The 15,032-nt window shown below is 55.6% G+C and carries 12 protein-coding genes; 2 read left to right on the top strand and 10 right to left on the bottom strand.

Annotated elements, in window-relative coordinates; all coding sequences use genetic code 11:
- Positions 1-202 precede the first annotated feature (202 nt).
- Positions 203-1,393 carry an amino acid aminotransferase gene (locus ACSZO1_RS01980; protein ID WP_437608994.1) on the top strand — a complete coding sequence of 397 codons (1,191 nt, stop codon included), beginning with the start codon at positions 203-205 and terminating at the stop codon, positions 1,391-1,393.
- Between the two features lie 88 nt (positions 1,394-1,481).
- Here ACSZO1_RS01980 and ACSZO1_RS01975 read toward each other — a convergent pair whose 3' ends face one another.
- From ACSZO1_RS01975 to cmoM, 7 genes are all read right to left on the bottom strand, one after another.
- On the bottom strand, positions 1,482-2,111 hold the full coding sequence (locus ACSZO1_RS01975) for an MBL fold metallo-hydrolase (RefSeq protein ID WP_437608992.1): 630 nt from the start codon (positions 2,109-2,111) through the stop codon (positions 1,482-1,484).
- 47 nt (positions 2,112-2,158) lie between these two features.
- On the bottom strand, positions 2,159-2,707 hold the full coding sequence (locus tag ACSZO1_RS01970) for a DUF882 domain-containing protein (RefSeq protein ID WP_437608990.1): 549 nt from the start codon (positions 2,705-2,707) through the stop codon (positions 2,159-2,161).
- Positions 2,708-2,892: 185 nt separating this feature from the next.
- Positions 2,893-4,569 (bottom strand): L,D-transpeptidase, encoded by a 1,677-nt coding sequence (gene ldtD, locus ACSZO1_RS01965; RefSeq protein WP_437609097.1) that lies wholly within the window; start codon positions 4,567-4,569, stop codon positions 2,893-2,895.
- A gap of 284 nt (positions 4,570-4,853) precedes the next feature.
- On the bottom strand, positions 4,854-9,314 hold the full coding sequence (mukB, locus tag ACSZO1_RS01960; protein ID WP_437608988.1) for a chromosome partition protein MukB: 4,461 nt from the start codon (positions 9,312-9,314) through the stop codon (positions 4,854-4,856).
- Entirely contained in the window at positions 9,311-10,042 is a 732-nt protein-coding gene (gene mukE, locus ACSZO1_RS01955; protein WP_437608986.1) for a chromosome partition protein MukE, read from the bottom strand. Before mukE ends, mukB begins: the two co-directional genes overlap by 4 nt.
- Positions 10,023-11,345 (bottom strand): chromosome partition protein MukF, encoded by a 1,323-nt coding sequence (gene mukF / locus ACSZO1_RS01950; protein ID WP_437608984.1) that lies wholly within the window; start codon positions 11,343-11,345, stop codon positions 10,023-10,025. The genes mukE and mukF overlap by 20 nt, the downstream gene beginning before the upstream one ends.
- Positions 11,342-12,127, bottom strand: coding sequence for a tRNA uridine 5-oxyacetic acid(34) methyltransferase CmoM (gene cmoM / locus ACSZO1_RS01945; protein ID WP_437608982.1), 786 nt, complete (start codon positions 12,125-12,127; stop codon positions 11,342-11,344). Before cmoM ends, mukF begins: the two co-directional genes overlap by 4 nt.
- A 126-nt stretch (positions 12,128-12,253) precedes the next feature.
- Here cmoM and elyC point away from each other — a divergent pair, with 126 nt between their 5' ends.
- A complete protein-coding gene (elyC, locus tag ACSZO1_RS01940; protein ID WP_437608980.1) occupies positions 12,254-13,042 on the top strand; it encodes an envelope biogenesis factor ElyC in 789 nt (262 codons plus the stop codon).
- Here the strand turns inward: elyC and ACSZO1_RS01935 are convergent.
- The 3 genes from ACSZO1_RS01935 to ycaR form a co-directional block, all read right to left on the bottom strand.
- Positions 13,022-13,915, bottom strand: a complete 894-nt coding sequence (locus ACSZO1_RS01935; RefSeq protein ID WP_437608978.1) for a YcbJ family phosphotransferase — start codon at positions 13,913-13,915, stop codon at positions 13,022-13,024. The two genes, elyC and ACSZO1_RS01935, sit on opposite strands and share 21 nt — an antisense overlap.
- A 169-nt stretch (positions 13,916-14,084) precedes the next feature.
- Complete coding sequence (kdsB, locus tag ACSZO1_RS01930; protein ID WP_437608976.1) at positions 14,085-14,831, bottom strand: 3-deoxy-manno-octulosonate cytidylyltransferase; 747 nt, start codon at positions 14,829-14,831, stop codon at positions 14,085-14,087.
- Positions 14,828-15,010, bottom strand: coding sequence for a protein YcaR (gene ycaR, locus ACSZO1_RS01925; RefSeq protein WP_437608974.1), 183 nt, complete (start codon positions 15,008-15,010; stop codon positions 14,828-14,830). The genes kdsB and ycaR overlap by 4 nt, the downstream gene beginning before the upstream one ends.
- Positions 15,011-15,032 lie beyond the last annotated feature (22 nt).

The raw sequence follows: 15,032 nt of genomic DNA, 5'->3' as shown, positions 1-15,032 counted from the left end.
CGCCGTCTACGTCGACCGAAAACGGAGCCGCAAGGCTCCGTTTTTGTTTGCGTCAAAGCCTGCAACAAATAAGTCCGGCTTCAGAGTGTGAAGCCACCATGATAATTACTTTTCTTCCACGGCAAACGGTTGGCATTTCCCCGTTCTGGCGTTACCCTGAGTCCTCAATTTGCTTTAGATTAAGCTGATACGGACCTCTCTCATGTTTGAAAACATTGCAGCCGCACCCGCCGACCCGATTCTCGGTTTAGCCGATCTTTTCCGCGCCGATGACCGCACAAATAAAATCAACCTCGGTATCGGTGTCTACAAGGACGAAACCGGTAAAACTCCGGTACTGACCAGTGTAAAAAAAGCAGAACAGTTCCTGCTGGAAAATGAAACCACCAAAAACTACCTGAGCATTGACGGCATCGCCGATTTTGCGCGCTGCACGCAGGTACTGCTGTTTGGTCAGGACAGTGCGATCATCAGCGACAAACGCGCGTACACTGCACAGACACCAGGTGGCACCGGCGGACTGCGTGTTGCCGCTGATTTTCTGGCCAATAACACCGCCGCGAAACGTATCTGGGTGAGCAACCCAAGCTGGCCAAACCATAAGAATGTGTTTGCCGCCGCGGGTCTCGAAGTGTGTGAATACGATTACTATGATGCCGCTAACCATCAGCTGGATTTCGCTGGCCTGCTTAACAGCCTGAAAGCAGCGCAAGCCGGTGATGTGGTGCTGTTCCATGGTTGCTGCCATAACCCGACCGGTATCGATCCTACGGCGGAACAGTGGCAACAACTGGCCGAGATGTCGCTGGCTAACGGCTGGCTGCCGCTGTTTGACTTTGCTTATCAGGGCTTCGCCCGTGGTCTGGAAGAGGACGCGGAAGGCCTGCGTATTTTTGCCGCCAGTCACAAAGAACTGATTGTCGCCAGTTCCTACTCGAAAAACTTTGGCCTGTATAACGAACGCGTTGGCGCCTTTACCCTGGTCGCCGCTAATGCTGCCAGTGCCACCACAGCGTTTAGTCAGGTAAAAGCAACCATCCGCGCGAACTACTCAAATCCACCCGCACACGGCGCTGCGGTGGTTGCCACTATCCTGAGCGATGAAACGTTGCGCACTTTGTGGGAACAGGAACTGACGGCGATGCGTGAACGTATTCAGCGTATGCGTCAGCTGTTTGTGAATACCCTGCAGGAGAAAGGCGCAGATCGCGATTTCAGCTTTATTATCCAGCAGAATGGTATGTTCTCGTTCAGCGGTCTCACCAAAGATCAGGTGATTCGCCTGCGTGATGAGTTTGGCGTGTATGCGGTGAATTCTGGGCGCGTTAACGTTGCCGGAATGACGCCGGATAATATGGCGCCGTTGTGCGAAGCCATTGTTGCGGTACTGTAATCTGTAAGTCGGGGCGAAACCTGCCCCGCTAACCACGCAAAAGGGGCCATAATGGCCCCTTTGTTATTTGTCGTACCCTGACGGTATCTTACTGTAAAAATGGATTACTGACGCGTTCACGTCCCAGAGTCGACATTGGCCCATGGCCCGCAATAAAGGTCACATCATCGCCTAGCGGCAGCAGTTTCACCTTAATCGACTCAATCAGCGACTGGTGATCGCCCTGCGGGAAATCGCTGCGTCCGACGCCGCCATTAAAAATCACATCGCCAGAAACCAGCAGTCGGCCTGCGCGGTCAAAAAAGACAATATGCCCCGGCGTATGACCCGGGCAGTGCAGGATCTCCAGGGTAATATTGCCGACCTGCACACTGTCGCCCTCTTCCAGCCAGCGGTCGGGGGTAACTGGTGCACACTCTGCCAGGCCAAACATCTGGCTTTGCACCGGTAACGCATCCAGCCAGAAAGCGTCCCGTTTTTGCGGCCCAATAATCTGCACACCATAATGCGCTGCCAACTCTGTCGCCGCCCCAACATGATCCAGATGACCATGGGTCAATAAAATCTGGCTAACCTGTACCCCTTTTTCCGCCACGGCACGGATAATTTTTTCCGCATCGCCGCCGGGATCGACAATCGCCGCCTGATTCGTTGCAGCACACCAGATCAATGAACAATTCTGCGCGAACGCCGTCACGGGAATAATGTGATAATCCATAACACTCCGTTACCGGTCAGCTCTGCCGCTGCCGGGATTTCTCTCACTTACCAGTGCCGTACCGGCCCGGTATCAATATGCACAAAGTCGCTGCTCGGGTAGTATCCTACACCACCCGCGCCCATAGATAACGCGGCTTTGCGAATATTGCTCAGAGAAACCCCTTCAATATGGAAATCCATCGCCCGACCCTGCATATGGTAGCTCTGTTTGGCTACGCCTTTGCTGTGCGCGCGCAGCTCAGCATTGGTCGCTTTTGAGCGATAACCAGAAATCAGCTGCACCGGTTTGCGCGTGTCCAGCAGCGCCTGCAGGCGGTAAAGCTGATCGAACAGCTTTGGATCGATGCTCTTCACTTTATTGGCGCGGTAATCACGGAAAAAATGATTCAGGCGCGACAGTTCACTCTTGTCATAGTTGCGACCATCAAAAAACTCAGTTTTAAGGGTTTCACCGGTATTGAGATTGCTAAGCGTCAGAATACGCGGACGGGAGGTGGAAAGCGAAGCGAAAGCCTGCCCCGGCAACAGCGACAGGCCTAACGCGGCGCCGCCTAAAGCCAGTAATTTACGGCGATGTGAATCGAAATTATCCATGAAAAACTGTTACCCGAGTGAAAATAGCAAAATGAGCAAAAACTGCACAAGTTCGAACCATAACTGCCGTCCAGCCATCCGTCAACCGCTAATCTGTAAAAGCGCGCGCCAGCGCGTAACGCAGGCTGACCGAAAAAGAAAAGCCGGGCACTGGCCCGGCTTATTTCTCACAGACTTTTCAATCACTAGAGTAGCAGTAAGCCAGCGCTGGACAACACCTGCGAGCCAGAACGCGCCGTCATATCATAATTGTAAATATCTGTACGGAACTGCGGCCGGCCATCATCAGCCACCCAGGCGGTCAGATAATACAGGTTGACCGGAATACGGTGACGAATCGGTACATACTGAGTGTTACCGTCCTTCAGCTTGCTGGAGATACGCGTATCGTTCCAGCCCGCATCCTGCAGCAACAAGTTGGCCAAATCCGATGCCTTATTCACCCTGACACAGCCCGAGCTCAGCGCGCGGATATCGCGCTGGAACAGATCATGGTTCGGTGTGTCATGCAGGTAAATGGCATCAGAACTCGGCATATTAAATTTATAACGCCCTAACGAGTTCATGCTGCCTGGCGCCTGGCGTACACGGTACGGGAATGACGCAGGCGACACCATGCTCCAGTTAATCATCGACGGGTCGATCACCTCCGCATCACTGCTCCAGCCAGACAGCAGCGTGTAGCCATGCTTATAGAGATAAGTCGGGTCCTGAATCACCTTTGGAATAATATCCTGACGCACCAGATTGGTTGGCACATTCCATGGCGGATTCAGCACCACATTATTTAACGCGCTGCGCATCAGCGGCGTTTTGCGATCCGGTCTGCCAACAATCACCCGCGATGAGAGGATCTCATTACCATCAGAATAGTAAATCAGTGAATAGTTTGGAATATTCACCATAATGCCATTATGCATATCATCCGGCAGCAGACGCAGACGCTGAATATTTAACGCCAGCAGAGCAGCGCGCAACTGCGGTGACACATTCAGCCATTCACGGGTGCGCATACCAATGGCACCATCGGCGGCCAGTCCCTGCCACTGCTGGAAACGTTTGACCGCCGCCACTAAATCTTCACTGTAAACAGCCGCGGAACCGCCTGCTGCAGATGGCTGTACATTGCCCGGATTTTCCGGTGTGCCAGCGGGCAGATTCGCGACGCTGGTTGCGGATGGGCTGACAGCAACAACCGCATCACTCTGGGTCACAGGCACTGGTGCGGTGGGTATCGCATCCTGATTTGGCGGTGGTGTTAGCACGGAAGCATCCAGCATCCCAGTGCGCTGCAGGATTTCACGCAACGCAGGCACATCCTGGCTCATCTGGCCCGGACGCAGCGTCTGTTTATCATTCAGCTGCGGCCATGGACGGTTATCCGCCAGCATGGTTTTCAGCGCCTGGTGCATGCGACTGTATTGCGGATGTTGCGGTGCAAGCGACACCACAAACGCCGCTAAACCGCCTGCATCCGCTGCCGTCTGCCACTGGCTGATCACCGCCACGGGCGGCAGCGCCATTTTGTACGGCACATTACTGTACAGCCAGGTTTCGCCCTGGGCAGGCACGCTGGAGACAAACTGCAGATAGCCGAGCATTGCGTCAGACAGCACGATATCACGCGCCAGACCGCTAATATTCGGATTGGTGAGTTGCTGTACCCATTGGGTGAATTGTGGCTGCACACCAGAGATGGCCACTTCCGCCAGCTGCTGCTGGAATTGCTGTACCGCATTGCGGTCCTGCCAGACTGGCCGCATATCACGCGCGGCATAAATCGATGCCAGTGATGCCAGATAGAACGGTTTGACGTTAGCCAGTGTCGCCAGAATTTGCGCCTGGCTCTGACCCACGGACATCACTCCTGAGGATGCAGCATCCGGCAGCGATGGTGATACCGCTGCAGATGCACTGGTCAGCTGGGCAAGGCAAAGCATGAAACAACACCCCAGGGTCACTTTTTTCAACGTAACAACATTTGCCAGCAACATCCCTTGCCCCCTGTATTGCAAGTGGTCGCGCCAGGTAAAACCAGGTTTCCCGCCGCACCGTTAGTCATTGTTCTAAGTATAAAAGTAAAAACGGCATTTGCGTCAGCTGTCGCAAATGCCGTTATCAGATTAATGCCTGTACAATTTTTTTACTATATCTGGGCCTGTGATTTTTCTGTTTCAGTATTCGCAGCTGGCGTTGGATCCGCCGAGAAACCACGCAGGCCGACCACATGCACATGCTCAGTGTTATGGAACACTTTACGCACCAGTTTATAGGTGGTGCCTTTCTCCGGACTGATATTTTCTGGCGCCGCGATAATCAGCTGCATCTCCAGACGGTCACACAGCTCGAACAGTGTGGCGATGGATTTGGCATCCAGACGCGCCGCTTCATCGAGGAACAGCAGGCGGCATGGCGAAATATCTTTGCCACGCAGGCGACGTGATTCCTCTTCCCAGCTCTGTACCACCATCACCAGAATCGACATCCCCGTACCGATCGCTTCACCGGTAGAGAGTGCACCACTCTCCGCACGCAGCCAGCCATCAGAACCACGGTTAACTTCCACTTCCATTTCCAGATAGTTGCGGTAGTCGAGCAGCTCCTCACCGATAGTCTGCGGCGTGCGCTGTCCCATATCAATCTGCGGATTCAGGCGCTGATACAGCTTCGCCAGCGCTTCGGAGAAGGTCAGACGGTTACTGCTGAACAGATCCTGATGCTGCTCATGCTGTTCCGCCAGCACATCCAGCAGCATGGCATGGCTTTCACGCACATTGACATTGAGTCGCACACTGCGTACCTGACCGAAGCTGACACTGTTCAGTCCCTGGTTCAGCTGACGAATACGGTTCTGCTCACGCTGGATGGTCTTACGAATGATGTTCGACACACTGCGTGAACTGATCGCCAGCGTCTGCTCACGCGCCGTCAGCTCTTCCGTCAGACGGTTCAGCTCAATTTCCATCTGTTCAATCGCTTCGACCGGGTCATCGGTGCGGATAATATCCTGGCGGATACGCTCACGCAGATGCTGGTAGACAGCGATAAAGAACTGGATTTTACGTTCCGGACGTTTTGGATCTTCTGATGCACGCAGCACGTCGCGCAGATGTTCGTTGTCCGCGACTGCCAGACGCAATGCCCCCAGCGCCTTATCCGACATTGAGCGCAGCTCATCAGCGCCCAGATACGCCAGTTCCCGACGATGCAGACGACGCTCAACGCCATTGTCTTTCACCATACGCATCACTGCACACCAGCCCGATTTCGCTGTCACCACCTGCTCACGGTTCTGGTAGTAGTCTCGTTCCACCCGACGCAGTTTCTTCTGCAGGCCATCCATTTCAGCTTCACAGAAGGTCAGCTGTTTCTCCAGCTGATTGCGGCGTAAGCGGTTATTGCTTAACGCGGTATGCAGTTCATCACGTCGGATGCGCGCACGCTCTTCCGCACTGGCATCAGCCTGTACACCGATATCCTGCATTTCCTGCTGCAGCTCTTTCAGCATATCGCGCTTGGCATCGAAGGAACTCTTCAGCGATGCCTGCACCTGCGAATACTGTGTCAGTTGCGCCTGATGCTGACGCAGCTGCTCACGCGCCCGCGCACGTTCAGCTTCCGCCTGCTCCAGACGCTGGCGCAGCTTCTCATTAAGATCGCTGTTGCCGCTCAGCATGCCGGCAGAGTCGACGTAGCTGAAGTGGGCCCGGCGCTGCGTCACTTCCGTCAGGGCAAATGCCTGCTGACGCGCATCACGCTGCATCTGCTGCGCCTGCTGGTAATCAATCTTCAGCTGGTCGTGCTGCTCAGGATCACTCTGCAACACGGAAACAATCGGTTCCAGCCGCGCCAGGTGATTGCCCTGCTGCTGGATAAAGCGCGCCGCTTCATGCGCTTCATCAACCCGTTCACGGATCTCTTCATAGCGATCCTGCAGCGTCTCATCGGTCAGCAGCGAGATACGTGGCAACAGGCGGTTCAGCTGAGCAACGCCCTCTTTCGCCTGTTCAAACTGCTGGCGCTGTTGCTGGTTGTCACTCTCATGGGTGGCAAGACCGCGTTCAATTTCGGTACGACGTGCATTCAGCTGACGAATCTGCGCTTCCGGATCGTCCTCAAATGCCACCACCAGATGGCTGCCGATAAAGCGGCTGAATGACTGATGCAGGCGCTGGGTTTTCTGCACGTCAAACGACAGCGTGGCGTAGCTTTCCGCCAGCTCGTCACGTTCGTTACGCAGCAGTTCCAGCTGGTTTTCGCGCGCAGCGCGGCCAAACAGTGGCACTTTCGGGAAGCGCGAGTAGCGCCACTGGCGATCGGCGATTTTCACCACCACCGCCTGCTCCAGCTCTTCGATGCTGAACACGCTGTCATCGAAGGATTGCGGATCCCCTTCGATCAGATAGAGATCTTCCGGGCACTCTTCCAGCCCATCGAGCTGCTCACGTACCAGAGACAGATCTGGCACCACAATCGCATGACGCGATGGACCATACAGCGCCGAGAAGTAAGGCGCGTCGTCCAGCGTCACGTCATCATAAATTTCAGACAACAGCACGCCTCCAAAACGTTCAGCCAGGTTATTCAGGCGTGCATCTTCCGCACCACCCGGCTGACTCAGTTTTTCGATCTGCTGTTCGACTTCACGTTTGCGCGTGGCCACTTCATCGCGTTCAACGGTAGATTCACGCTCACGTTCCAGCAGTTGCTGCATGAGTTCGGTCACCTGCTGGCTGTTCTCCAGCGGCTGCCCGGTCTGTTCGCTCAGCTGAGTCAGGATCTCCTGCGCTGCCAGCCACTGCGGCGCACGCGCCGTCAGATTGCTGATGCGCTCGCGCAGTTGATCCAGCTCCTGGCGCATCATCATGCGGCGTTCGCCTGCTTCTGCCACACTGCCGGACAGCACCTCAATCTGCTCTTCCAGCTCGTGCTGCAATGCTTCCAGTTCCAGCGGGTCATACTGCTGCCCCTGGCGCTTACAGAACTCATTCAGCAGACGCTCAGCTTCCTGTTGCTCACGCAGGCGCTGCTCCAGTTCACCGAGACGCAAACGCAGCGATGGCAGCTGGTCAGCCTGATGGCGCTGGTTCGCCGCGTCACGCAGCAGGTCGCGGCCGGTTTGCCAGGCATCGCTGCGGCTGACCGGTCCGGCAATTTTATTTACCAGCTCAAATGCCTGTTCGAACTGGCTGTGCGCGGCTTCCGCCACACTCATCTTCTGTTCCAGTTGCAGCAGTCGCCCGGTGGCTTCCTGCTCTTTCGCCTGGAAGATTTCCAGCTGCTCATCTGCATTATCGACACTGAGATCCGGCAACTGGCAGATTTCCTGCGCACGCTGCAACGCCTGCAGTGCCTGCTGGTACTGAATGGCACGCGTTTGCTGCACATCGAGTGCCTGCTGGTAATCGGCGAGCTGGCTTTTCAGCTCATCCACTTCCAGTTCTGCGGCTTCGGCGCGGGCTTCATTCTCTTCCTGCACCTCACGCGCTTCCGCCACCACTTCATTCTGCTCTTCCAGACGATAGGTCAGCTCATCGAGATCGGCTTCATAGCGCTCGATTTTTTCCTGCTGACGCATCGCGGTTTGCACCAGATTCAGGTGGTCGCTGGCACCCTGATAGTCAGTTTCCAGATCGTTTTCTGCGCCAGCATACTCAGCCAGTTCACGCGCCATTTCGATATGGCGATACTGCTCGGCGGCCAGCTGTTTACGGCTGCTGAACAGATCGTTACGCAGTACCAGCGCACCATCGAGGTGGATACGACGTTCGTTGGCATGCCGCATATAGTCGGCGGCAACATAGCTGGTCGCTTCAGAGATCAGATGTTTAAACAGGTCGCGATCCGACTGAGTGACACGAATCGCTTCCAGCGTCATACGGTTTTCGCGCAGTGCGGCTTCCATGTCCTGGAATGCCTTACGCACGCCGCTGTTTTCCGGCAACAGGTAGTCACGCAGTGAGCGGGTAATGGCGCTGGAAATACCACCGTACAGTGAGGCTTCGATCAGACGATAGTATTTGCTGCGATCGCTCGCCGAACGCAGACGGCGCGCGACAATACCCAGATCAAACATCAGCGCGTGGTAGTCAGTAATCGAGTTGTACTGCTTAAACTGCACCCCTTCGATCGCTTCCAGACGCTCTTTCAGGTCGGTCAGCGGCAGTACGCGCGCCTGACGTTCATTCAGCGTTTCGGTAAGCATTTCCGTCGGGTTCATCGCCGTCGGCAGGCCATGAATACTGAACGGCTTGATATCGACCTTTTTGTCACGTCCCGCAACCTGTTGCAGACGCACGCCCACAATCACACGCTGATGACGTGAGTTGACCACGTCCAGCGCCGAGTAACAGACCCCCGCTTTCAGCTTACCGTGCAGGCCTTTATCGCGTGAGCCGCTGGTCGCACCCGCTTCAGTGGTGTTACGGAAGTGCAGCAGTGTCAGATCGGGGATCAGCGCAGTGATAAACGCCGCCATGGTGGTGGACTTACCGGCACCGTTACCGCCGGAGAGCGTGGTCACCAGTTCGTCGAGATCGAAGGTGCGCGCAAAGAAACCATTCCAGTTAATCAGCGTCAGCGAGCGAAATTTTCCGCGTTCAATCATTCCTGTTCATCCTCCGCGTTATCTGCCATCGTGCTGTCGCTATCGTTCTCGTTATCATCGCTTTCATCATTCAGCGTCATACCCGATTCCAGCGCCATCGCTTCACCGTCGCGGATCATGCGCAGCTGTGCTTCGCGCGGATCGTCACCGCTGCGCACATCGGCGCCAAAGCGGAATACCGCTTCGTTAATGCGGAACTTGCTGCTGTCATTGCCCATAAACCACACCATACCTAAACGGCGCAGACGGTTTAATGACGCACGGGTTTTTTCCTGCAGTTTCTGTTTATCGAGATCCGAACCGGTGGAACGCTGATTCACCAGCTTCAGCAGCTTGCTTTCGTCCGCCAGGCTGAACAGCTCGTCATACAGCTCCTGCTGAGTGAAGATACCTTCGTTTGCCAGCCGCTCCGGACTGAGATAGAGGTAGCACAGGATTTTCCCGACCATCATATCCAGTTCAGACAGTACCGAACGCGGGATCAGCGTGGTGGAGCGCGGACGCAGGTAAAAGAAGCCTTCCGGCGCACGGATCAACTCGACGTTGTAGCGCGCGTAGAACTCTTCCAGATACTCCTGATAATCCATCAGGAAGGCGTGATTATCTAACTCTTCGATGCCAATATGGCGCCCTGCACGTAACTGGCTATCCAGCGCCGGGAAAATCGAATTGGCCAGTGCCTGAGCCAGCTTGACCGGCATCACTTGTTCAATATTTGTCGATGACATGTGCCTGCACCTTGGCTCCGTAATCATTAATGACCTGCCATTCAGCGGGCAGGCCGGAGAAATCTGCTTCGGCCACGCCTAAACGCACGGCCTGATCCACCACGATGCGCGCCACGTCGAAATGACGTGCACGCGGATATTGCGCCAGATACTCGCGCATCACCGAGGCTAAGTGGAGCGGTTTTTGCTCCAGTTTGTAAATCTGCAGCGCCGCTTCAATCATCGCTGCAATCTGCTCACGAATTTCATTGAATTCTTCGTATTCCAGCTCAGAAGGCAGCTCACCGGTCACCTCTTCGTTGCGCAGCGTCAGTTCTTCATCACGCATATCGTAGAGACGCTCGGCGTTGGCGTAAGTGAGCGCCCACGGGCTGTCAAAATAGTTCTGCACCGACTGACGCAGGCGCTGGGCGAAGACGCGGTTTTTATCCATATCGATGGCGGTACGGATAAATTTATGCACATGGCGGTCGTAGCCAATCCACAGGTCAATCGCCTGCTGGCCCCAGCTGACAATACGGTCGAGTTTGCTCTGCAGGTCAAACACCAGCTTGTCGACAAAACCGAGGTCCGGACTGCTCATCGTGGCGTCCTGAATACGCAGCAGATTAGCCTGCAGCTTGTCGCCCGCCGCTTCCAGCGTATCCTGCAGTTCGCGCAGGGTGCCGGAGGTTTCCGACAGCAACAGCTCACAGCTGGAGATGGCCGCGCGCCAGTCCTGGTTCAGCAACTGGGCGATATCCTCTTTCACCGTCTGCTGCTGCTCATCCATCATGCGCTGCGTCAAATCGATACTGTCAAAAATCTCCGCGACAGAATATTTCAGCGGCGCAAAGACGTTGCGATGCCAGTGAAACTCATCACCATCCTCTTCCGCTGCATCGGCGGCGCGCTTCAGTTCCTGCGCCACAATCGACAGCTGCATGGAGAGGCGTAAGGTGGAAAATTCGCGCTGACGGATATAGTAATCCGTAATGCCGATGGCCAGTGGCGTCAGGCGGTAAATCGCATTGCCGTCCGTCAGTTCGCTGGTAAAACGGTTGAACAGGCGCTGGCGCACCATATCGTTAATGGCGTTATTGGCGCGCACCTGCACGGTTTCATTGGTTTGTTCGAAGGCTTTACTGACGTGGCGGAAGGCATCGACCAGATCGCCTTCACTCATTTCGCCATCCATGCGCTCGCCGTTAAGGGTGGCGACGGCCAGTAAAAAAGCCAGACGTTCGGTCGGTAAAGTGACGGAAAAATCGTTCTTTCGCGCCCAGGCAACCAGTTCCGGTACAGTCTGGGAAAATTCACTCATAGTGCGTCCTTCTGAATGGGTTTCCGCGCTGTCACGTGGATATAACGCCCTAAACTTAAAAATGGCTCCTGCCGGCAATAACGCTGTTCCATTGCCAACACCTCGTCGAATCTTTCGCTCTGTTTCTCTTTATCGCGCATATAGTCATGGAATACGCGGATGCCGGCACGCTGCTCAATGGTGAAGCCCAGTTCACGCAGCCAGCCGTACACCTGCTCTGGATCGCGCGGATAGTCCGGCGACAGGGTTTTCCGTTTGCGCTTGCGCAAATCCGCCTGCAGATAGCCAAAATTGCCCAGCGTCAGGGTGCGCATGGTCAGGCCATGCAGGTTATAAAACATCAGCGACAGCACACCGCCCGGGGCCAGCGCGTCATACAGCGCCGCCAGCACCTCCTGCGGCTGCGCCACCCACTCCAGCACAGCGTGAAACAATACCAGATCAACCGGCTTATCCAAATGTTGACCAACCATTTGCGCGCTAATTTGTTTGAATTGCATGTTTTCGCTCACACCTTTTTCGGTGGCATGAGCCTGCGCACGCTGGATCATCTCGGCAGACAGATCGCACAACAGCACCTGGTGGCCGCGCGCCGCCAGGCCACAGGCCGTTTGCCCTTCACCGCCGCCGGCATCCAGTACCGCCAGCGGGCGATCGGGCAAGGTGGTTAATAACGCGTCCAGTTCCTGCCACAGGATAGCCTGACGAATACGCCCTTTGGTGGTACCGTAAATATTTTGCGAGAATTTCTCAGCGATATCATCAAAGTTGCGATCCTGCATAAGATTGCGGCTCCAGGTAACTGCCGTGAATTAAAGGGCTATTTTGGCACACACTGGCGTAGAATGAACCTTTCACTCACCGCTTCGTCTTCAGGTGCTGTTTTTTCGGACAAAAGGAGTCAGTTTTTGCTACTTTTCACCCTCAAAAAAATCATTGGCGGCCTGCTGCTGCCCTTGCCTTTCCTGCTGCTGGTGATGGCGACTGGCCTTTTGCTGCTGTGGTTTAGCCGCTGGCAGAAAACGGGGAAAATTATACTCTCTTCCGCCTGGATAATCCTGCTGTTAATTAGCCTGCAGCCGGTGGCCGATCGCCTGCTGAAACCGATTGAAGACAGTTATCCCACCTGGAATGGTGGCCAGTCAGTGAAGTATATCGTGGTGCTTGGCGGCGGCTACACCTGGAACCCGGAATGGGCGCCGGGTTCCAATCTGATCGGCAACAGTCTGCCACGGCTGGTGGAGGGCGTGCGTCAGTGGCGCGACAATCCGGGCGCGAAGATGATCTTTACCGGCTACGCAGCCGCAAAAAATCCCGTCAGTATCGCAGAAACAGGCAAACGCGTTGCCATTACGCTGGGCGTGCCGCCGGAAGATATCATCACGCTGGATAAACCGCGTGATACCGAGGAAGAGGCGCAGGAAGTGAAAAAAGCAATTGGCGATCAGCCGTTCCTGCTGGTCACCTCCGCCAGTCATATGCAGCGGGCGATCATTTTCTTCCATGCTGCTGGTTTGCAGCCGATCGCGGCACCAGCCAATCAGCTGGCAATCACCTCACCGCTTAACTGGTGGGAAAAAGTGCTGCCCGGCAGCAACTGGTTAGGCCACAGCGAACGCGCCTGGTATGAGTCGCTGGGCCGTCTCTGGCAATGGCTGAAAGGTGATGCACCCGCGTCAGTAGAGCCAGGGCAGTAAACCTTCCGCGGCGGCGGTAAATTGCCGCCGGTTAAATTTCCCGGTATCGACAAGGGTGGCGATGGTGTCCCACATCAGGTAGAGCCAGCGCCGCCCGATAAAGGCTTCATCCACTGGCGCGAATTCCAGATAACGGAACAGCAGTGATTCCGCCGCGCCGCCATCCCATAAGCGAAACAGTTCATATTCCCGCGGCGCCCACAGCATGGTGCCCGGATTGACCATGGCCAGCAACAGATCGCTGCGCGCATCTTTCAGCATATTACGCAGGGTGACATTGCCGTGTACCAGTACACAGCTGTCATCAAAATCGCGAAACAACTGTGGCAGTTGCTCGCGGCTGCGATAGAGAATGCGCCGGTCATCATGGGTGAGATCCGGCGGAGTCAGGTTGCTGAGCGTGGCCCACAGCACTTCGACGCGTTGTGCATACCATGCGGCCCAGTGATTGTCCTGCGTGCTGTCGACCGTGCCCACCAGTCCATGACTGTCGATACGGTGCCAGGCTAACAGACTTTCGACGATTTGTTGCTGCAGTTCCGCCCAGCGCTGTGGCGTACGCGTCGGCGCTTCCACCGAAACGCCACCCAGCCGTTCGATCAGCAGCACTTCATGCTGCGGTTTTTGCTGACTGAGTACCACGCCATACACCGCTGGCAGTTTGATGCTGCCTTCACGCGCCAGCATCGAGAGTTTGTAGGCTTCCCGCGCTGCCATCCCGCTATTGCGGTAACACTTTGCCACCAGCGACATGGCATGACCCGCTTTGTCATACAGGGTGAATAATGTCGCGTAAGGTTGTTCAGAGACCGGCTCCAGTCGACTAATGCTTTCGCCCAACACCAGCGCCAGTTCAGCTCGCAACTGTTCCATCACATTACCTCTGTGCGCAATGAGGCTTTCGATCATGAGCGTGGTGACTGGCGATTTCATCGTCACAGATCAAAGTACAGTGAAAAAAGCGGGAACGGGGATGGAGAACAGGAACAGAGATCAGCGGAAACTGCGCCTTCCCCTGCAGATGAGGGGAAGGCGTACTGCATCACTGCATGGCGGCACGCACGCGCTGCAGATCGTCCGGTGTATCGACCCCCACACTGGGAATCGCTTTCGCCACATCGACGTGAATTTTCTCACCGTACCACAGCACCCGCAGCTGCTCTAACAGCTCAATCTGCTCCAGCTGGCTTGGCTCCCAGCGCACATAACGGCGGATAAAACCGGCACGATAGGCGTAGATACCAATATGGCGCAGGAAGTGGTCGCCAATGGCTTCACGCGACTGGGCAAAACGGTCACGTTCCCACGGGATAGTGGCGCGCGAGAAATAAAGCGCATAGCCCTGCGCATCACGCACTACTTTTACCGCATTCGGATTAAATGCCTCTTCGGCACTGGTAATCGGCACAGCCAGTGTCGCCATACCCGCACTGGCACCCGCCAGATTCTCTGCCACCTGGCGAATAATCACCGGGGGGATCATCGGTTCATCGCCCTGCACGTTAACAATCACCGTGTCATCAGCGAACTGATAGTGCTCAATCACTTCCGCCAGGCGTTCAGTACCAGACTGGTGATCGGCACGGGTCATGCAAACTTCACCGCCCGCAGCACGTACGGCGTCAGCCACATCAGGATGGTCCGTGGCAACAATCACCCGCTCTGCACCCGATGCCCGCGCCTTCTCCATCACATGGACTACCATCGGTTTGCCGTGGATGTCCACCAGCGGCTTGCCAGGCAGGCGGGTCGACGCAAAACGCGCCGGAATAATGGCGACAAAACTCATGGATGGCTCTCTTCCAGGGTCATGGTGCGCGCTTCGTTTTCCAGCAGCACCGGAATGCCGTCACGTACCGGAAAAGCCAGACCATCTGGCTTGCAGATCAGCTCCTGCTGCTCTTTGTTGTAATAAAGTTTGCCGTTGCAAACCGGGCAAGCCACAATTTCGAGTAAACGGTGATCCATGGTTCCTCCGTAATGAACCCGG

The organism is Erwinia sp. V71 (genome assembly GCF_965644245.1).
GTDB lineage: Bacteria > Pseudomonadota > Gammaproteobacteria > Enterobacterales > Enterobacteriaceae > Erwinia.
This window is presented reverse-complemented; position numbering and strand designations above follow the sequence as displayed.

What these genes read in the sequence shown, in the direction of transcription:
- mukB (WP_437608988.1), bottom strand. Translation starts at nt 9,314, where the DNA reads ATGATTGAACGCGGAAAATTTCGCTCGCTGACGCTGATTAACTGGAAT.
- ldtD (WP_437609097.1), bottom strand. Translation starts at nt 4,569, where the DNA reads ATGTCCGTGGGTCAGAGCCAGGCGCAAATTCTGGCGACACTGGCTAAC.
- kdsB (WP_437608976.1), bottom strand. Translation starts at nt 14,831, where the DNA reads ATGAGTTTTGTCGCCATTATTCCGGCGCGTTTTGCGTCGACCCGCCTG.
- mukF (WP_437608984.1), bottom strand. Translation starts at nt 11,345, where the DNA reads ATGAGTGAATTTTCCCAGACTGTACCGGAACTGGTTGCCTGGGCGCGA.
- ACSZO1_RS01980 (WP_437608994.1), top strand. Translation starts at nt 203, where the DNA reads ATGTTTGAAAACATTGCAGCCGCACCCGCCGACCCGATTCTCGGTTTA.
- mukE (WP_437608986.1), bottom strand. Translation starts at nt 10,042, where the DNA reads ATGTCATCGACAAATATTGAACAAGTGATGCCGGTCAAGCTGGCTCAG.
- ACSZO1_RS01935 (WP_437608978.1), bottom strand. Translation starts at nt 13,915, where the DNA reads ATGGAACAGTTGCGAGCTGAACTGGCGCTGGTGTTGGGCGAAAGCATT.
- cmoM (WP_437608982.1), bottom strand. Translation starts at nt 12,127, where the DNA reads ATGCAGGATCGCAACTTTGATGATATCGCTGAGAAATTCTCGCAAAAT.
- ACSZO1_RS01970 (WP_437608990.1), bottom strand. Translation starts at nt 2,707, where the DNA reads ATGGATAATTTCGATTCACATCGCCGTAAATTACTGGCTTTAGGCGGC.
- ACSZO1_RS01975 (WP_437608992.1), bottom strand. Translation starts at nt 2,111, where the DNA reads ATGGATTATCACATTATTCCCGTGACGGCGTTCGCGCAGAATTGTTCA.
- ycaR (WP_437608974.1), bottom strand. Translation starts at nt 15,010, where the DNA reads ATGGATCACCGTTTACTCGAAATTGTGGCTTGCCCGGTTTGCAACGGC.